This is a genomic window from Arenimonas oryziterrae DSM 21050 = YC6267, from assembly GCF_000420545.1.
Lineage (GTDB): Bacteria > Pseudomonadota > Gammaproteobacteria > Xanthomonadales > Xanthomonadaceae > Arenimonas > Arenimonas oryziterrae.
In genome coordinates this window covers 111,323-129,028 of record NZ_ATVD01000005.1, presented here as the reverse complement: position 1 = coordinate 129,028, position 17,706 = coordinate 111,323, and the positions used below count along the sequence as shown (strand labels likewise).

Sequence of the window (17,706 nt, the reverse complement as noted above, 5' to 3'; positions counted from 1 at the left end):
ATGATCCAGCGTCGGCTTCGCGACAGCGGTGACCTGGCACGCGCGTTTCGTCGTGTGCACTTCATCGGCATCGGCGGTGTGGGCATGAGCGGCATCGCCGAAGTGCTGGTCACCCAGGGCTACACGATTTCCGGTTCCGACCAGAACGACTCGCCGACCACGCGGCGCCTGGTCCAGATGGGCGCGAAGGTGCATCGCGGCCATGCCGCGAGCAACATCGATCAAGTCGACGTCGTGGTGATCTCCAGCGCGATCCGGCAGGACAACCCCGAGCTCGTGGCGGCGCGCGAACAGCGCATCCCGGTCGTGCCGCGCGCCGAAATGCTCGCCGAACTGATGCGCTTCAAGCGCGGCATCGCCATTGCCGGCACCCATGGCAAGACGACAACCACCTCGCTGGTGGCCAGCGTGCTGTCGGAAGGCGGCATGGATCCGACCTTCGTGATCGGCGGACAACTGCTGTCGGCCGGAGCGAACGCGCGTCTGGGCACCGGACAGTGGCTGGTGGCGGAAGCCGACGAGAGCGATGGCAGTTTCTTGCGGCTCAATCCGCTGATCGCGGTCGTGACCAACATCGACGCCGATCACCTGGAAAACTACGGCGGCGACTTCAATCGCGTGAAGGAAGCCTTCTCCGAATTCCTGCATCGCCTGCCGTTCTACGGTCTGGCCGTGCTGTGCATCGACGACGCGGAAGTGGCGGCGCTGGCTGAACAGATGCCACGCCATCTCATGCGCTACGGTTTCGCCGAGCAGGCCGATGTCCGCGCCACCGACGTCACCCAGGACGCAGGCAGCATGCATTTCACGCTGCACTTGCCCGAAAGCGAGCCTCTGCGCGTGAGCCTGAATCTGCCCGGCCGCCACAACGTGCAAAACGCGCTCGCCGCCGCCGCGATCGGCTGGCAGCTCGGCGTGGATCCGCAGGCGATCGCGCATGCGCTGGAGAAGTTCCAGGGCATCGGCCGCCGCTTCAATCTCAAGGGCGAGTTCGACACCGGCAAGGGCAAGGTGCTGCTGGTCGACGACTACGGCCACCACCCGCGCGAGCTCGAAGCCGTTTTTGCCGCGGCCCGCGGCGGTTGGCCGGAGCGCCGCCTGGTCGTGGCGTTCCAGCCGCATCGCTACAGCCGCACGCGCGACCTGTTCGACGATTTCGCCGCCGTGCTGTCGAGCTGCGACGCCGTGGTGCTGACCGAAGTCTATGCCGCCGGCGAAACGGCGATCGCCGGCGCCGATGCGAAGTCGCTGGCGCGGGCGATCCGCGCGCGCGGACGCATCGACCCCGTCGTCGTCGCCAGCGCGCGCGAACTGGCGGGCTTGCTGCCCGATGTGCTGCATGACGGCGATCTGCTTTTGATGATGGGTGCCGGCGACATCGGTCATGTCGCCAGCGACATCGCCACGCATGGCTTCGAAGGAGCGAGCAAGGCATGAAGAAGGTAGTCCACCCCAGCGAATTCGGCCGCGTGGCGGTCCTCATGGGCGGGAGCAGTTCCGAGCGCGAGGTCTCGCTCGATTCCGGTGCGAACGTGCTCGAGGCGCTGCGTGCGCGCGGCGTCGATGCGCAGGCGGTGGACGGCATTCCGGCGCTGGTCGCGGCGCTGGCGGAAAAGAAGTTCGATCGCGTGTTCAACATCCTGCACGGCAACAAGGGCGGCGGCGAAGACGGCGTGCTCCAGGGCCTGCTGGAAGCGCTCGGCATTCCCTGCACCGGATCGGGCGTGCTCGGTACGGCGCTGGCGATGGACAAGATTCGCACCAAGCAAGTCTGGATGACCCTCGGCCTGCCAACGCCGCGCTATGTGCGCCTGGCGCCGGGCGACGATGTGCATGCCGCAGCGCGTGCACTTGGTCTGCCGGTCATCGTCAAGCCTGCTTGCGAAGGGTCGAGCGTCGGTGTGAGCCGCGTGTTCAATGACGGCGACCTCGATGCCGCGGTCGAACTGGCCGCACGCTATCCCGGCGAGCTGTTGATGGAACAGATGATCGTCGGCGAGGAGCTCACGGTCGGCATCCTGATCGATCGCGCGCTGCCGTCGATCCGCATCGTGCCGGCCGGCGAGTATTACGACTACCACGCGAAATACGTGGCCGAGGACACGCAGTACATCTGCCCCGGCCTGGACGGCGAGGCCGAAGCGGAAATCCGCAAGCTTGCGCTGGCCGCGTTCCATGCGGTCGGCTGCAGCGGCTGGAGCCGCGTCGACGTGATGCGCGACCGCGCCGGCAAGTTCTTCCTGCTCGAGGTCAACACCGCGCCGGGCATGACCAGTCATTCGCTGGTACCCAAGGCCGCGCGCGAAGTCGGCATCGACTTCGAAACCTTGTGCTGGACGATCCTGGAAACCTCGTTCAAGGAGGCTGGCCGCTCGTGAATGCCGCGCTGCGCATCGTTGCCTGGCTCATCGCGATCGCTTTGGTCGCGCTGCCGGCGATCGCCGTCGTGAACGGCTGGATCGCCGGTTCGCGCTGGCCGATGCGGCATCTGTCGGTGACCGGCGAGTTCGGCCAGGTCAGCGACGCCCAGGTGCGTGCAGCCGTGCTCCCGTATGTGCGCAATGGCTTCTTCGCGGTCGATCTCGTGCAGGTGCGCGGCGCGCTGGCGAAGTTGCCCTGGGTCAAGCACGTGGAAGTGCGCAAGCGCTGGCCCGATCGTCTGGAAGTGTCCATCAGCGAATTCCGGCCGCTGGCGCATTGGGGCGAAAAACAAATGCTCTCCGAGCACGGCGAGCTGTTCCCGGCCCCGGCGACGGTTGATGCGGATCTGCCGCAGTTCGTCGGTCCGGAGGCGCGCGCAAGCGAACTGATGTCGTTCTACAGCCAGGCGCGGCCGCTGTTCCTGGGCAGCGGTCTGACCGTCGACACCGTCGTGCTGACGGCGCGCGGCAGCTGGAACCTGGTGCTTTCGAACGGTACCCGCATCGAAGTCGGTCGCGGCGACCCGCAGGAGCGGCTGCAGCGTTTCGCGCGCATGCTGCCGCGCCTTCGCGACAAGGAAGCGCGCGTGCTCGATCGCGCCGATCTTCGCTACACCAATGGATTCGCACTGACCTGGCGGGCGGCAAGCGCAGGGCAGGGTGCAACGGACACGCAGGCACAGGCAGGCATATGAACCGCAAGGGCGACAAATCGCTGATCGTCGGACTCGACATCGGCACTTCCAAGATCACCGCACTGGTCGGCGAGTACTCGCCCGGGCAGGAGATCGAGGTCATCGGCATCGGCTCGCACGAATCGCGCGGCATGAAACGCGGCGTGGTCGTGGACATCGAGTCGACCGTGCAGTCGATCCAGCGCGCGATCGAGGAGGCCGAGCTGATGGCCGGCTGCGAGATCCGTTCCGTCTACGCCAGCATCTCGGGCAGCCACACGCAGTGCCGCAATTCGCCCGGCATCGTGCCGGTCGCGAGCGGCGAGGTGACCTACGGCGACCTCGACAACGTGCTGCAGGCCGCGCGCGCCGTGGCGATTCCGTCCGACCAGAAGATCCTGCATGCGATCCCGCAGGAGTACATCGTCGACAACTCCCAGGAAGGCATCCGCAATCCCGTCGGCATGTCCGGCGTGCGTCTGGAAGTGCGCGCACACATCGTCACCGGCGCGCAGTCGGCGGCGGCCAATGTCAGCAAGTGCGTCAATCGCTGCGGTCTGCAGGTCGACGACCTGATCCTGAGTTCGATCGCCTCGAGCACGGCCGTGCTCACGGCCGACGAGCGCGAGCTCGGCGTCGTACTCGTCGACATCGGCGCCGGCACCACCGACATCGCGGTCTTCGTGCAGGGCGCGCTGCGCCACACCTCGTCCCTGCCGATCGCCGGCGACCAGGTCACCAACGACATCGCGCATCTGTTGCGCACGCCAACGCCGGAAGCCGAGCAGATCAAGGTGCGCTACGCCTGCGCGCTCGCGCAGCTGGCGACGGCGGAAGAAAGCATCCAGGTGCCGAGCGTCGGCGATCGTCCGCCGCGGCGTCTGGCGCGCCAGGCGCTGGCCGAGGCCGTGCAGAACCGCTACGAGGAAATCTTCGAGATGGTGCAGGCCGAACTGCGCCGCTCCGGTTTCGAGGAGCTCGTGCGCGCCGGCCTGGTGCTCACCGGCGGCGCCGCGCGCATGGAAGGCGTGGTCGAACTGGCCGAGGAAATGTTGCACATGCCGGTGCGCGTGGGCATCCCGCAGCACGTCACCGGTCTGGGCGAAGTCGTCGGCAACCCGGTGCATGCGACCGGCGTCGGTCTGCTGCTCTGGGGCAGCCAGGTCGAGCATCCGCATCGTCCGCGCATCAACGCCGGCAAGGCCGGCACCCTTTTCAGCAAGCTGCGGAATTGGTACCGCGGTGAGTTCTAGCGGCAATCCCCCCAACAACAATAAAAAAATCCATCTGAAAAACACGAGGACAAGGACATGGCACATTTCGAACTAGTGGAAAAGTTGGCTCCGAACGCCGTCATCAAGGTGTTTGGCGTGGGCGGCGGCGGCGGTAACGCCGTGGCGCACATGGTCAACGCCGGCGTCGAGGGCGTGGAATTCATCACGGCCAACACCGACTCGCAGGCGATCAAGCAGTGCGGCGCGAAACAGCAGCTCCAGCTCGGCGGCAACGTCACCAAGGGCCTGGGTGCGGGCGCGAATCCCGAGGTGGGCCGGCAGGCCGCGCTCGAAGATCGCGAGCGCATCCTCGAGGCGCTCGATGGCGCCGACATGGTGTTCATCACCGCCGGCATGGGTGGCGGCACCGGCACGGGCGCGGCTCCGGTCGTGGCCCAGCTCGCCAAGGAGCGCGGCATCCTGACCGTCGCCGTGGTCACCAAACCCTTCCCGTTCGAGGGTCGTCGCCGCATGCAGGTGGCGCTCAAGGGCATCGAGGAACTCGCCAACCATTGCGACTCCCTGATCACCATCCCGAACGAAAAACTCATCACCGTGCTCGGTCGCGACGCGACCATGATGCAGGCCTTCCGCGCCGCCAACGACGTGCTGCTCGGCGCCGTGCAGGGCATCGCGGACCTGATCGTCCGCCCGGGTCTGATCAACGTCGACTTCGCCGACGTCCGCACTGTCATGTCCGAGATGGGCCTGGCAATGATGGGCAGCGGCACCGCCCGCGGCGACGACCGCGCCCAGGCGGCCGCCGAATCGGCGATCAGCAACCCGCTGCTCGACGAGGTCAACCTCGCCGGCGCCAACGGTGTGCTGGTCAACATCACCGCCGGTCCGGATTTCACGATGCGCGAGTTCGACGAAGTCGGCCGCATCATCGAGGAGTTCGCTTCCGAGGACGCGACGGTGGTCATCGGCACCGTGCTCGATCCGGACATGGCCGACGAGGTCCGCGTGACCGTCGTGGCCACCGGCCTGAATCGCAGCACCGCCGCGCGCCAGCCGATCCGCACCGGCGAGCGCGAGACGATGCGCGAACCGGTCCGTCAGCAGGTCAAGCTGGTCCGCAACGCCACGACCGGTCTGCCGGACTACGACGCGATGGCCAACACCGTCGCGACGCCGTCCGCCGGCAACAACCTGGGTCTGCGTGCCAGCCGCGGCGAACCCGCGCCGGCCACCGCCCTGGGCGACCTGCCGACCGATCACAGCTACCTCGACATCCCGGCCTTCCTGCGTCGCCAGGCTGATTGAGCCCCGTGTTATCCCCCTGCCGGCGCGTGTGCCCGCGTCGGCAGTCCGCCCGCCATGCCAGGACGGCGTGGTCGGCTTTTTGACTTCGTGATTTCAACCCGCCGGGGCTTCCGGCGGGTTTTTCTTCCGATTCAGGAACTTAGGGCGCGAACCCCGGTCTGGGTCACAGTCCAGACGCCGGCTTTCCCTTACCCTGTGCAACACTGGTTTTCAAGAGTGTTCAGGTTTGCCTGTGCTATCCTCGTTAACGTTTTGTGTCCTCCGCCCGGAGAACGCGTAGAAAATGATCAAACAGCGCACATTAAAGAATGTCATCCGCGCCACTGGCGTGGGTCTGCACAGCGGTGAAAAGGTATACATGACCCTGCGGCCTGCGGCCGTGGATACGGGCATTGTCTTCCGCCGTACGGACTTCGCGAAGCCGGTCGAAATCAAGGCCAAGGCCGAACTCGTGGGTGACACGAGCCTGTGCACGGCGCTCGTCCAGGGCGACGTCCAGGTCAAGACCATCGAACATCTGCTCTCGGCCTTCGCCGGCCTGGGCATCGATAACGCGTATGTGGACCTGTCCACGGCCGAAGTGCCGATCATGGACGGCTCCGCCGGCCCCTTCGTATTCCTGCTGCAGTCCGCGGGCATCGAAGAGCAGAACAAAGCCAAGCGTTTCATCCGCATCAAGAAGACCGTCCAGGTTGATTCCGGCGACAAATGGGCGCGTTTCGAGCCTTTCGACGGCTTCAAGGTCGGCTTCACCATCGATTTCAGCCACCCGCAGTTCAACAAGGCGACGTCCAGCGCCGAGATCGATTTCTCGACGACCTCCTTCGTCAAGGAAGTCAGCCGGGCGCGCACCTTCGGCTTCATGAAGGACATCGAGTACCTGCGCGAGCGCAACCTGGCGCTGGGCGGCAGCATGGACAACGCGATCGTCCTTGATGACTACCGCGTCCTGAACGAAGACGGCCTGCGTTACGAGGACGAGTTCGTGAAGCATAAGATCCTCGACGCGATCGGCGATCTGTATCTGCTCGGCTTCAGCCTGATCGGCGCGTTCTACGGCTACAAGTCCGGCCACGCCCTCAACAACCAGCTGTTGCGTGCCTTGTTGGCCGACCAGTCGGCCTGGGAAGCGGTCACCTTCGAGGATGAAGAAGCCTCGGCGGCCGCGCCCATTTCCTACGCCCATCCCGCGCAAGCGCTTTGATGGCGCCGGCCGGTGCCTGAACGGCCCGGCCCCCGGCTTCCATTCTGGAACCCGGATCACGCAGTTATCCTTTTGATTTAACTGCTTTTTAACGGACGTGGCCCATTCCTGGGGCAGAATGCCCCCTCGATTGTGAGGGTCAAGGCAAGGAAGCCAGTTTCAGAAGTTGGGCCCGGAGCTCCGGGTCCTCTACCGACTGGGCCGTTGTGCGCAACGATTCGCGCACTGCCTGGGAAAGGGGTTTGCCAGAAACAGGTCCGGGGGAACTCGGCGTCGACGGCGGTACTACCTTGACGACCAGCGTGCGGACCGAAAGGCCGGCCGCGGTGGCAGCGTCCAACAGGACGTCTTCGCTCAACCGCAGCTTGTTCTTCCAGACCGGGGCGTTGACCAGAAACACGAGTTTGTCCTGATCCACGTTCGCCAGGCGACATTGCCCGGCCAGCGCGGCGGGCAGGCTCTGGCGCAGCAAATGATCGAGCCCGTCCAGCCACTGGGCGCGCGCGATCAGGGACCCGAGTCCCGCCGAGGCAGCCTCCACGGCTTGCGGCGGCGAACCCGCCCCGGCGACGCCACGATCATGAGAGTGAGTACGTTTCGACATGATGAATGTGATCATCGTATCCAAATTCTTCCGGGCGCCGCAGAAATTGGCGTTCGACAATCCCAAGGTCGCGGCCACCACCGGTGGCATCGTCCTGACCATCCTGGCCCTGGCGTTCGCGGCCGGCTTCGCGACCCGCGGCGTCAATGGCGCGGCGCGTTCCGAGATCGCCCAGCTCAAGACCGAGCTGAACCAGCAGGAAAAAGCCCTCAAGGCCGCACGCGAAGATGCGCAGCGCGAGATCAATGCCGTGGCCGCCCGCGTCGGCGAGCTGCAGGCCCAGGCCAACCGCCTGAATGCCCTTGGCGAGCGCTTGACCCATGATGGCAAGCTGGCCGATGGCGAGTTCAATTTCGACCGTACCCCCGGCATGGGTGGTGCGGAAGCGGTTTCCGATGTACCGGCCGGAGACTTGCTTCAAGATCTCAACCAGTTGCAGGCGCAGTTCGACAACTCCGGGCGCCAGCTCTCCGTGCTCGAAGCGATGATGTACAACCAGCAGGTCCAGCTGAAGAGCACGCCGTCCAGCCGTCCCTCGCCGGGCTTCATCACCTCCGGTTTCGGCACGCGTTCCGACCCGTTCTCCGGCGGCCGCGCCCACCACATGGGCATCGATTTCGACGCCAATACCGGCGACCCGGTCCGTTCGGCCGCCGATGGCGTGGTCAGCTACTCCGGCATCAAGAGCGGTTACGGCAATGTGGTCGAGATCGACCACGGCAATGGCTACACCACCCTGTACGGCCACAATTCCAAGCTGATGGTTCGCGTCGGCGATGTCGTCCGCGCGGGTCAGGAAGTGGCCAAGGCCGGTTCGACCGGTCGTTCGACCGGCCCGCACGTGCACTTCGAGGTCCACGTCAACGGCGTTCAGGTCAATCCGCGCCCGTTCCTGGACAAGATCGGCGGCTGATCCGGCCCGCCGGCAGGTCCGGTTGATATCCCCCGGCCCGTCCCCAAGTTAAACTAGGCGGCCATCCGCGAGGGTGGCCGTTTTCATTTGGCGCCGGCCCGGTTTGGGTGGCGCGTACTCCGCACCTTTCCCATCGGCGAATCCATGCTCAACAGTCTGCTCACCCGCCTTTTCGGCAGCCGCAACGAACGCCTTCTGCGCCAGTTCCAAAAGAACGTCGCCCGCATCAATGCGCTGGAACCCGAGCTGGAAAAGCTCAACGATGCCGCCCTGCGTGCCAAGACGGACGAGTTCAGGAAGCGCATTGCCGCCGGTGAGACTCTCGACCAGTTGTTGCCCGAAGCGTTTGCTGTCTGTCGCGAAGGTTCGCGCCGCGCGCTCGGTCTGCGCCATTACGACGTACAGATGATCGGCGGCATGGTCCTGCACTCGGGCCGCATCGCGGAAATGCGCACCGGTGAAGGCAAGACGCTGGTCGCGACCCTGCCGACGTACCTCAACGCGCTCGCCGGCAAGGGTGTGCACGTGGTCACGGTCAACGATTACCTGGCGCGTCGCGACTCGGCGTGGATGGGCAAGCTCTACGCGTTCCTCGGCATGACCGTCGGCGTGGTGTATCCGGGCATGCCGCATTCGGACAAGAAAGCCGCCTACGACGCCGACATCACCTACGGCACCAACAACGAATACGGTTTCGACTACCTGCGCGACAACATGGCGCTGGCCAAGGAAGACCGTTTCCAGCGCGGCCAGTTCTACGCGATCGTCGACGAAGTCGACTCCATCCTCATCGACGAAGCGCGCACGCCGCTGATCATCTCCGGCCCCGCCGACGAATCGCCCGAGCTGTACGTGCGCACCAACCGCATCGTGCCGCGCCTGATCAAGCAGACCAAGGAAGACGGCGACGGCGACTATTGGGTCGACGAGAAGCAGAAGCAGGTGCACCTGTCGGAAGGCGGCATGGAACACGCCGAGCAGCTGCTGCGCAAGGACGGCATCATCGAAGGCGAAGACAGCCTCTACGCCGGCCACAACCTGGCGGTCGTCCACCATCTCAATGCCGCCCTGCGCGCGCATGCGCTGTACCAGCGCGACGTTGACTACATCGTCCGCGACGGCGAAGTCATCATCGTCGACGAATTCACCGGTCGCACCCTGGCCGGCCGTCGCTGGTCCGACGGTCTGCACCAGGCGGTCGAAGCGAAGGAAGGCGTGCCGATCCAGCGCGAGAACCAGACGCTCGCCTCGATCACGTTCCAGAACTACTTCCGTCTTTATTCCAAGCTCTCGGGCATGACCGGCACCGCCGATACCGAAGCCTACGAATTCCAGCAGATCTACGGCCTGGAAGTCGTGGTGATCCCGACCCATCGTCCGATGGTGCGCAAGGATCATTCCGATCTCGTCTATCTGACCCGCCAGGCGAAGTTCGCCGCGGTCATCGAGGACATCAAGGATTGCTACCAGCGCGGCCAGCCCGTGCTGGTCGGCACCACGTCGATCGAAACCTCCGAGCTGCTGGCCAGCCAGCTGGCCGAGTCCGGCATTCCGCACGAAGTGCTCAACGCCAAGCAGCACGAACGCGAAGCGCAGATCGTCGCCCAGGCCGGTCGTGCCAAGGGCGTGACCATCGCCACCAACATGGCCGGTCGCGGTACCGACATCGTGCTCGGCGGCAGCCTGGAAGCGGAGCTGCACGCGCTCGGCGAAGAGGCCTCCGACATCGACAAGGCGCGGGTCAAGGCCGAGTGGAACAAACATCACGACGAAGTGCTCGCGCTCGGCGGCCTGCACATCATCGGTACCGAACGCCACGAATCGCGCCGCATCGACAACCAGCTGCGCGGCCGCTCCGGCCGTCAGGGCGACGCGGGTTCCTCGCGCTTCTACCTGTCGCTTGAAGACAACCTCATGCGCATCTTCGCCGCCGAATGGGTGCAGACGGCCATGCGCCGCATGGGCATGAAGGAACACGAGGTGATCGAGAGCGGCATGGTCACCAAGCAGATCCAGAACGCGCAGCGCAAGGTCGAAGCGCACAACTTCGACATCCGCAAGAATCTGCTCGATTTCGACGACGTCGCCAACGACCAGCGCAAGGTGATCTACCAGCAGCGCAACGAACTGCTGGAATCGGAGTCTGTTCAGGAATCCATCGACGCGATCCGCGAAGACGTGATCGCCGAGCATACGCGCCGTTACGTGCCGGAAAACTCGATCGACGAGCAGTGGGATCTCGACGGCCTTGAGCGCACGCTCACCGACGATTTCGGCATCGACGTCGAACTCAAGAAGTTCGTTGCCGCCAGCGAAGAGCTCGACGACGCCGGCATCACCCGTCACGTCATCGAAGCGGCGAACAAGCATTTCGCCGACAAGGAAGCGCAGATCGGTCCGGAAATCATGCGTCAGATCGAGAAGCACCTGATGTTGCAGGTCCTCGACCAGAGCTGGAAGGAACATCTCGCGCGCATGGATTACCTGCGCCAGGGCATCCACCTGCGCGGTTTCGCGCAGAAGCAGCCCAAGCAGGAATACAAGCGCGAGAGCTTCGAGCTGTTCTCGGAAATGCTCGACCGCGTGAAGCGCGAAGTCATCATCCTGCTGGCGCGCGTGCGCATCCGCAACGAGGAAGAAGTTGCGGCGATGGAAGCTGCCGAGCGCCAGCGCCTGGAAGCGCAGGCCGGTCGCATGCAGTTCCAGCACCCGGAGACCGGCGGTTACGGTTCCGAAGAGGAAGCTGCACAGGCCTTGGCCCAGGCCGGCGACGGCGAGGGCGTGCTCGCCCAGCGCGGTGCCAAGGTCGGCCGCAACGATCCTTGCCCCTGCGGTTCGGGCAAGAAGTTCAAGCAGTGCCACGGCCAGTTGTCCTGAGCCAAGGCTGATGGGCGGCGACCGCCATCGCCTAGCCGCTGATGGTGCGATCCATGTGGTGGCGGGTGTCCTCAGCGATGCCCGCGGCCGCATTCTGCTGGCCCGGCGCACTGCCGGGCGGGACCTGGCCGGTGCCTGGGAATTTCCCGGCGGCAAGGTCGAGCCGGGCGAAACGCCGCTGCAGGCGCTCGATCGCGAGCTGCACGAAGAACTGGGTATCCGCATCGATCGCGCCGAGCCGCTGATCGCCGTTCCCCAGGCCTATCCCGACAAGCGCATCGTGCTCGACGTGTATCGGGTGGGAAGTTTCACTGGCAAGGCCCAGGGCCTGGAGAAACAGGCCTTGGCCTGGGCGCCGCCCGACAAGCTGGCCACTTATCCGATGCCCCCCGCCGACCGGCCGGTGGTCGCCGCGCTGACGCAGGCGTCGCTCTGCCTGGTTACCCCCGAGCCGGAACCCGGTGCCGATCCCGACGTGTTCCTGCGACAGATCGACGCGGCGCTCGCCGCGGGCGTGACGCGCGTGCAGTTGCGCGTTCGCAGCCTCGATGCCGCGTCCTTGCGTGCGCTGGCGATCGCGGTCAAGCAGCGCTGCGACCGCCAGGGCGCACAGATGTTGATCAACGGCGAGATGGCGTTGGCGCTGGAATTGAACTGCGGCCTGCATCTGCCCGCCGCGCAGCTGCGCACCTTGACGGCCCGGCCACTGCCGGCCGGCCAGCCGGTCGCCGCCTCGTGTCACGACGCGGAAGAACTGCGATTGGCGCAGGCGCTGGATCTGGACTTTGCCGTTGTTGGCCCGGTCGCGAAAACCGCGACGCATCCGGAGCAGTCGCCCCTGGGTTGGCGCGCGTTCTCGGGCCTGCGCGAAGGTGCGTCCCTGCCGCTTTATGCGATTGGCGGATTGGGTCCGGCGGATCTCGCCACGGCACGTCGTCACGGCGCCCAGGGCATCGCCGCGATTCGCGGCCTATGGCCCGCTCAGCCGCCGCGTGCAGCCGCCAGACGGCGGTAGAGCGCATCCAGTCGCGCGACCGGGGCATCGAGAGCCGCCGTCGCCGCATCGTTGATGACCACGTCGTCCGCCAGCGCCAGCCGCTGTTGCCGGTCGGCCTGCGCCCGAATCATGCGTTCGGCCAGTTCGCGGCTGGCCTGGTCGCGGGCCATCAGGCGCGCGCGCTGCACCTGCTCCGGCGCATCCACCACGAGGATGCGTTGCAGCCAGGGATAGCCGGTTCTGCCACCGGCCTCGGTGAGCAGGGGAATCGCAACCATCGCGTAAACGCCGGTCGCCGCCGCGCATTGCGACATCAGTTCGCGGCGAATGCGCGGATGCGTGATCGTTTCGAGGTCGCGACGTGCGGCCGGGTCGGCGAAAATGCGTTCGCGCAACTGGCCGCGATCGAGCGCACCGTCCTCGCGCAGGATGCCGGCGCCAAATCGTTCGGCGATCAACGCCAAGGCTTCCTGCCCGGGCGCGACGATCTGTCGTGCGACGACATCGGCGTCGGCGATCGCAATGCCCAGATCGGCGAAGCGCCGCGCGAGCTCGCTCTTGCCCGATGCCACGCCGCCGGTGATGGCCACCACGAAGGTCGCCATCGTCAGTGCGGTGCGATCCATTTCAGGAACAGGCCGAGCAGATCGGTGGCAAGGATGAAATGGATCCAGCCGGCGATCGCCAGATAGGGACCGAACGGAATCGGCGTCGCGCGATCGCGCCCTTTGATCAGCAGCCAGACCGAACCGATGACCGCGCCCACGAGCGACGACATCAGCAGGATCGGCAGCACCGCCTTGATGCCGCACCAGGCACCGAGCGCGGCGAGCAACTTGAAGTCGCCATAGCCCATGCCTTCCTTGCCGGTGATCAGCTTGAACAGCCAATACACGCTCCACAGACTCAGGTAGCCGGCCGCCGCGCCGAGCAGGGCGGCGGTGGGATCGACATAGATGCCGGCGACGCTCGCCAGCAGGCCCAGCCAGAGCAGGGGATAGGTCAGCTGATCGGGCAGCAGGGTCGTGCGCAGGTCGATGCCCGCGAGCACGACCAGCAGGGCACTGAACACCAGACCCAGCCCGGCCGGCCAGCCGACGCCGAAGCGCCAGACGCAGGCGGCGAACAACAGACCGGTGATGAGTTCCACGGCCGGGTACTGCCAGCTGATCGGCGTCTTGCAGGCGCGACAGCGACCGCGCAGTGCCAGGAAGCTCAGCAGCGGGATGTTCTCCCAGGCGGCGAGCTTGTGGGCGCAATGCGGGCAGTGCGAGGACTCGATGACGATGCCTGGCGGTGCCGGATCGTAAGGTTCGGTCAGTTCCAGCAACTCGCGGCTGTCGTGCTTCCACTGCCATTCGAGCCGCTTGGGCAGGCGCAGGATCACCACGTTCAGGAAGCTGCCGATCAGCAGGCCCAAAGCGAAGGCGGCCAAGATGGCCGCCTTCGGGTTCGACAACAGAAATTCAAACATCCGGGATCAGATCGTCGCGGCGAGCTTGAAGATGGGCAGGTACATGGCGAGCACCATCGAGCCGACCAGGCCGCCGATGATCACCATGATGAAGGGCTCCAACAGGCTGGCGAGGGCGTCGACGGCGTTGTTGACTTCCTGTTCGTAGAATTCCGCGACCTTGAACAGCATGGTGTCGAGCGCGCCGGATTCTTCGCCGATCGCGGTCATCTGCGTGACCATGTGCGGGAATACGTCGACCTGCTTCATCGCCATGTTGAGCTGGTAGCCGACGGCCACGTCCTTGCCGATGCGTTTGACCGCCTCGTTGTAGACGATGCTGCCGGTGGCGCCGCCGGTGATCTCGAGCGCCTCCACCAGGGGCACACCGGCCTTGAACGTCAGCGCGAGCGTGCGTGCGAAGCGCGCGATCGCCGACTGATGCAGGATCTGGCCGATGATCGGCAGCTTCAACATGATGCGATCGACCATGTGCTGCACTTTTTCCGAGCGCTGGAAGATCGTGAAGAAGGCGAAACCGGCGCCGGCGACGATGGCGAGCACCAGCCACCAGTAGGACACCATGAAGCGCGAAGCATGTACGTACATCATGGTGAAGGCGGGCAGCTCCGCACCGAAGTTCTTGAAGACCTCTTCGAACTGCGGGATCACGAAGATCAGCAGGATCGCCGACACCAAGATGGCGATCACCATGACGCCGATCGGATAGAACAGCGCTTTCTTGATCTTGCCCTTCAGCGCTTCGATGCGCTCCTTGTAGGTCGCCAGCGTGTCCAGTACGGTGTCGAGCACACCGGCGCCTTCACCGGCGCGGACCAGGTTGCGATAGAGCTCGTCGAACTGCACCGGATGCCGGCCCAGCGACTCGAACAGGCTGGAGCCGCCGGAGATGCTGTTGCGGATGTCCTCGAGCATGTCCTTCATGCGCGGATTCTTCTGGCCGCCCGAGAGGATTTCGAAGCTCTGCACCATCGGTACGCCCGACTGCAGCATCGTGGCGATCTGACGGCTGAACACCGCGATGTCGAGCGCGCTGATGCGCTTGCCGGCCTTGCCGAACAGGGGCTTGGGCTTGGGCTTGACGATGGTCGGGTTGATGCCCTGTTTGCGCAGTTCCGCGCGCACCAGATTGGCGCTCTTGGATTGCGATTCACCTTTGAGCTTGACGCCGCGTTTGTCGGTTCCCTCCCAGACGAAGACCTCGAACGGGTTGGCGCGGGGGGCGGTCGCGGCGGCGGCTTTCGTGGTTGCCATGGCTTAGTCCTTGGTGACGCGGTTGATTTCGGCCAAGCTGGTGACGCCGTTCTTGGCCTTGAGCAGGGCGGAGAGGCGGAGATCCCGCACTCCCGACCTCAATGCGGCTTCGGCAATCTGCATCGAGTTGCCGCCCTCCAGGATGATCTTCTGGATTTCTTCGGACATGGGCATGACCTGGTAGATACCGGTTCGGCCCTTGTAGCCTTCGTTGCAATCCGAGCAACCCCCGGGTTCGTACAGGGTGATGCCGGCCTTGATTTCGTCGTCCCGGTAGCCTTCCGCGCGCAGGGCGGCGTCGGGCAGATGGGTTTCCTTCTTGCAGGCATCGTGCAGCCGGCGCGCGAGGCGCTGGGCGATGACCAGGGTGACCGAGCTGGTGATGTTGTAGGGCGCGATGCCCATGTTCATCAGACGCGAGATCGTCTGCGGCGCATCGTTGGTGTGCAGCGTGGAGAGCACCATGTGGCCGGTCTGCGCGGCCTTGACGGCGATTTCCGCCGTCTCGAGGTCGCGGATTTCGCCGACCATGATCACGTCCGGGTCCTGACGCAGGAAGGAGCGCAGGGCGACCGCGAAGGTCATGCCCTTCTTCTGGCTCATCTGCACCTGGTTGATGCCGGGCACGCGGATTTCCACCGGATCTTCGGCCGTGGAAATGTTGCGCTCTTCGGTATTGAGGATGTTCAGACCCGTGTACAGCGACACCGTCTTGCCCGAGCCGGTCGGTCCCGTCACCAGGATCATGCCGTAGGGCTTGGCGAGCGCGTCCATGTACAGCTGTTTCTGGTCGTCCTCGTAACCGAGCTTGTCGATGCCCAGTTTCGCGGCCGAGCCGTCGAGCAGACGCAGCACGATCTTCTCGCCGAACAGCGTCGGACAGGTGCTGACGCGGAAGTCCATCTGCTTGGTTTTGGAGATGTTGAGCTTGATGCGTCCGTCCTGCGGCACGCGGCGCTCGGCGATGTCGAGCTGCGCCATGACCTTCAGGCGCGCGGAAATGCGCGGATGCAGCTTGACCGGTGCCTTGGCGACGCCGCGCAGGATGCCGTCCATGCGCAGGCGGACGCGGAAGTCGTTTTCGTAGGGTTCGAAGTGGATGTCCGAAGCGCCGCGCTTGATCGCGTCGAGCAGCACCTTGTTGACGAAACGCACCACCGGGGTGTCGTCGCCACCCTTGGTGTCCATCGCGTTGTCGGGTTCGTCTTCGCCGCCGGTCGATTCGAGGTTCTCCAGCCCCTCGTCGTCGTCCATGCCCGAATCCATCGTGTCGCTGGAGTTCAGCGCCGCGTCGATGGCTTTGCGCAGGCGCTCTTCGTCGACCAGGATCGGTTCGACCGTGAGGTTGGCTGCGAACTTGATCTCGTCCAGCGCCCGGGTATTGGTCGGGTCGGCGATGCCCACGTACAGGCGGCTGCCACGCTTGAACAGGGGCAGGGCCTGGTGCTTGTGCACCAGTTCCTCGCTGACGACCTTGGACGCGGAGAAGCGCATGTCCATGGCCGAGGGGTCGAACAGCGGCATGCCGAATTCGACCGAATTGGCCGCAGCGATCTGCGCCGAGGTGACCAGGCGTTGCTCAAGCAGGTAGGCGTGCGCCTGCTTCTTGGATTTGGTGGCTTCGTCGAGAGCCTTGCGGGCGTCGGCCTCGCTCAGGGCGCCGTCCAGCACCAGCCGGCGGGTGATGCCGGTGATGCCTGCAAGGTTTGCGGTGGCAACATTCATGGCGGACTTTTCCCCAGTAGCACCCGGACTTTACCGCAATTTTCTAATCTGGCGTAGCACCACCCGGCGACCCCCGCCCGGCGTGGCTCCCGCCCCCTGTTCAGGATACCCTGTGGCTTGCCGAGGGGGCTGAGGGACCATGCGCATATCATTGATTCTGCCAGCGAAAAACGAGGCCGAGGGCCTGCGCCGGACACTCCCGGGGATCCGCGCGCTGCTGCCCGATGCCGAGTTGATCGTAGTCGACGACGGGTCCACCGACGAAACCGCGACCGTGGCCCGCGAACATGGTGCGACCGTGCTCAGCTCGCCGTATTCGATGGGAAACGGCGCCGCCATCAAGCGTGGCGCGCGCGCCGCGTCCGGCGACGTCCTGATGTTCATGGACGCCGACGGCCAACATGATGCCGCCCTGATCCCGGCCCTGATCACCCGCCTCGAGGAAGGCTACGACATGGTCGTCGGCGCCCGCGGCTGGGACGGTCAGGCCAGCGTGGGCCGCGGCCTGGCGAACGGACTGTACAACCGCATCGCCAGCCTGATGACCGGCTTCCAGGTCGCCGACCTGACCTCGGGCTTCCGGGTCGTGCGTGCCGACAAGTTCAAGGAATTCCTGCATCTGCTGCCGAACGGATTCTCCTATCCGACGACGATCACGATGGCGTTCTTCCGTAGCGCCTATGGCGTGGCCTATCACCCGATTCCGGTTGCCAAGCGCCTGGGCAAGAGCCATATCCGTCCCTTGCGCGATGGCCTGCGTTTTCTGCTGATCATCTTCAAGATCGCCACGCTGTACTCGCCCTTGAAGCTGTTCCTGCCGACTTCGTTGATGTTCGCCCTGCTCGGCTTGGGCAACTACGCCTACACCTACATCACCGCCGGTCGCTTCACCAACATGAGCGCGCTGTTGCTGAGCGCAGCGGTGATCGTGTTCCTCATCGGGCTCATCTCCGAACAGATCACCGGCCTGACCTATCTGGCCGCGCGGGCGCCTGAGCAGGCTGGCCCGAAGAGCGACTGAGTC

The 17,706-nt window shown here is 65.2% G+C and carries 15 protein-coding genes; 10 read left to right on the top strand and 5 right to left on the bottom strand.

Annotation, left to right across the window (positions count from 1 at the left end; genetic code table 11):
* Positions 1–3 precede the first annotated feature (3 nt).
* From murC to lpxC, 6 genes are all read left to right on the top strand, one after another.
* Complete coding sequence (murC, locus tag G467_RS0112635) at positions 4–1,437, top strand: UDP-N-acetylmuramate--L-alanine ligase (RefSeq protein ID WP_026802660.1); 1,434 nt, start codon at positions 4–6, stop codon at positions 1,435–1,437.
* On the top strand, positions 1,434–2,378 hold the full coding sequence (locus tag G467_RS0112630; protein ID WP_022970106.1) for a D-alanine--D-alanine ligase: 945 nt from the start codon (positions 1,434–1,436) through the stop codon (positions 2,376–2,378). Before murC ends, G467_RS0112630 begins: the two co-directional genes overlap by 4 nt.
* Positions 2,375–3,115 carry a cell division protein FtsQ/DivIB gene (locus G467_RS16765; RefSeq protein WP_022970105.1) on the top strand — a complete coding sequence of 247 codons (741 nt, stop codon included), beginning with the start codon at positions 2,375–2,377 and terminating at the stop codon, positions 3,113–3,115. The genes G467_RS0112630 and G467_RS16765 overlap by 4 nt, the downstream gene beginning before the upstream one ends.
* Complete coding sequence (gene ftsA, locus G467_RS0112620) at positions 3,112–4,347, top strand: cell division protein FtsA (protein WP_022970104.1); 1,236 nt, start codon at positions 3,112–3,114, stop codon at positions 4,345–4,347. The genes G467_RS16765 and ftsA overlap by 4 nt, the downstream gene beginning before the upstream one ends.
* Positions 4,348–4,404: 57 nt before the next feature.
* The gene (ftsZ, locus tag G467_RS0112615) at positions 4,405–5,634 is read left to right on the top strand and encodes a cell division protein FtsZ (RefSeq protein ID WP_022970103.1); all 1,230 of its coding nucleotides are present in this window, start codon (positions 4,405–4,407) and stop codon (positions 5,632–5,634) included.
* Positions 5,635–5,917: 283 nt separating this feature from the next.
* Positions 5,918–6,838, top strand: a complete 921-nt coding sequence (gene lpxC, locus G467_RS0112610) for a UDP-3-O-acyl-N-acetylglucosamine deacetylase (protein ID WP_022970102.1) — start codon at positions 5,918–5,920, stop codon at positions 6,836–6,838.
* Between the two features lie 139 nt (positions 6,839–6,977).
* Here the strand turns inward: lpxC and G467_RS16760 are convergent, their stop codons facing one another.
* Positions 6,978–7,457, bottom strand: coding sequence for a DciA family protein (locus G467_RS16760; protein WP_162140760.1), 480 nt, complete (start codon positions 7,455–7,457; stop codon positions 6,978–6,980).
* On the opposite strand from G467_RS16760, the gene G467_RS0112600 reads away from it, so the two are divergent.
* The 3 genes from G467_RS0112600 (at position 7,441) to G467_RS0112590 (ending at position 12,247) form a co-directional block, all read left to right on the top strand.
* A complete protein-coding gene (locus G467_RS0112600) occupies positions 7,441–8,355 on the top strand; it encodes a M23 family metallopeptidase (RefSeq protein ID WP_022970100.1) in 915 nt (304 codons plus the stop codon). The two genes, G467_RS16760 and G467_RS0112600, sit on opposite strands and share 17 nt — an antisense overlap.
* Positions 8,356–8,499: 144 nt before the next feature.
* Positions 8,500–11,232, top strand: a complete 2,733-nt coding sequence (secA, locus tag G467_RS0112595; protein WP_022970099.1) for a preprotein translocase subunit SecA — start codon at positions 8,500–8,502, stop codon at positions 11,230–11,232.
* A 10-nt stretch (positions 11,233–11,242) separates the two neighbouring features.
* Entirely contained in the window at positions 11,243–12,247 is a 1,005-nt protein-coding gene (locus G467_RS0112590; protein ID WP_022970098.1) for a Nudix family hydrolase, read from the top strand.
* On the opposite strand, the gene coaE is transcribed toward G467_RS0112590, so the two are convergent.
* Genes coaE through pilB form a run of 4 tightly spaced genes read right to left on the bottom strand, consistent with a single transcriptional unit; the run spans position 12,214 to position 16,682 of the window.
* Positions 12,214–12,834 carry a dephospho-CoA kinase gene (gene coaE, locus G467_RS0112585; RefSeq protein WP_026802657.1) on the bottom strand — a complete coding sequence of 207 codons (621 nt, stop codon included), beginning with the start codon at positions 12,832–12,834 and terminating at the stop codon, positions 12,214–12,216. The genes G467_RS0112590 and coaE overlap by 34 nt on opposite strands.
* A gap of 2 nt (positions 12,835–12,836) precedes the next feature.
* Positions 12,837–13,703 carry a prepilin peptidase gene (locus G467_RS0112580; protein WP_022970096.1) on the bottom strand — a complete coding sequence of 289 codons (867 nt, stop codon included), beginning with the start codon at positions 13,701–13,703 and terminating at the stop codon, positions 12,837–12,839.
* A 6-nt stretch (positions 13,704–13,709) separates the two neighbouring features.
* Entirely contained in the window at positions 13,710–14,957 is a 1,248-nt protein-coding gene (locus G467_RS0112575; RefSeq protein ID WP_022970095.1) for a type II secretion system F family protein, read from the bottom strand.
* A 3-nt stretch (positions 14,958–14,960) separates the two neighbouring features.
* The gene (gene pilB / locus G467_RS0112570) at positions 14,961–16,682 is read right to left on the bottom strand and encodes a type IV-A pilus assembly ATPase PilB (protein WP_022970094.1); all 1,722 of its coding nucleotides are present in this window, start codon (positions 16,680–16,682) and stop codon (positions 14,961–14,963) included.
* Between the two features lie 139 nt (positions 16,683–16,821).
* Here pilB and G467_RS0112565 point away from each other — a divergent pair, with 139 nt between their 5' ends.
* Positions 16,822–17,703 (top strand): glycosyltransferase family 2 protein, encoded by an 882-nt coding sequence (locus G467_RS0112565; protein WP_033397852.1) that lies wholly within the window; start codon positions 16,822–16,824, stop codon positions 17,701–17,703.
* The last annotated feature ends 3 nt before the right edge of the window (positions 17,704–17,706 follow it).

Coding starts and splice junctions, on each gene's coding strand:
- G467_RS0112630 (WP_022970106.1), top strand. CDS start 1,434: ATGAAGAAGGTAGTCCACCCCAGCGAATTCGGCCGCGTGGCGGTCCTC.
- ftsA (WP_022970104.1), top strand. CDS start 3,112: ATGAACCGCAAGGGCGACAAATCGCTGATCGTCGGACTCGACATCGGC.
- ftsZ (WP_022970103.1), top strand. CDS start 4,405: ATGGCACATTTCGAACTAGTGGAAAAGTTGGCTCCGAACGCCGTCATC.
- lpxC (WP_022970102.1), top strand. CDS start 5,918: ATGATCAAACAGCGCACATTAAAGAATGTCATCCGCGCCACTGGCGTG.
- G467_RS0112600 (WP_022970100.1), top strand. CDS start 7,441: ATGATGAATGTGATCATCGTATCCAAATTCTTCCGGGCGCCGCAGAAA.
- G467_RS16760 (WP_162140760.1), bottom strand. CDS start 7,457: ATGATCACATTCATCATGTCGAAACGTACTCACTCTCATGATCGTGGC.
- secA (WP_022970099.1), top strand. CDS start 8,500: ATGCTCAACAGTCTGCTCACCCGCCTTTTCGGCAGCCGCAACGAACGC.
- G467_RS0112590 (WP_022970098.1), top strand. CDS start 11,243: ATGGGCGGCGACCGCCATCGCCTAGCCGCTGATGGTGCGATCCATGTG.
- coaE (WP_026802657.1), bottom strand. CDS start 12,834: ATGGCGACCTTCGTGGTGGCCATCACCGGCGGCGTGGCATCGGGCAAG.
- G467_RS0112580 (WP_022970096.1), bottom strand. CDS start 13,703: ATGTTTGAATTTCTGTTGTCGAACCCGAAGGCGGCCATCTTGGCCGCC.
- G467_RS0112575 (WP_022970095.1), bottom strand. CDS start 14,957: ATGGCAACCACGAAAGCCGCCGCCGCGACCGCCCCCCGCGCCAACCCG.
- pilB (WP_022970094.1), bottom strand. CDS start 16,682: ATGAATGTTGCCACCGCAAACCTTGCAGGCATCACCGGCATCACCCGC.
- G467_RS0112565 (WP_033397852.1), top strand. CDS start 16,822: ATGCGCATATCATTGATTCTGCCAGCGAAAAACGAGGCCGAGGGCCTG.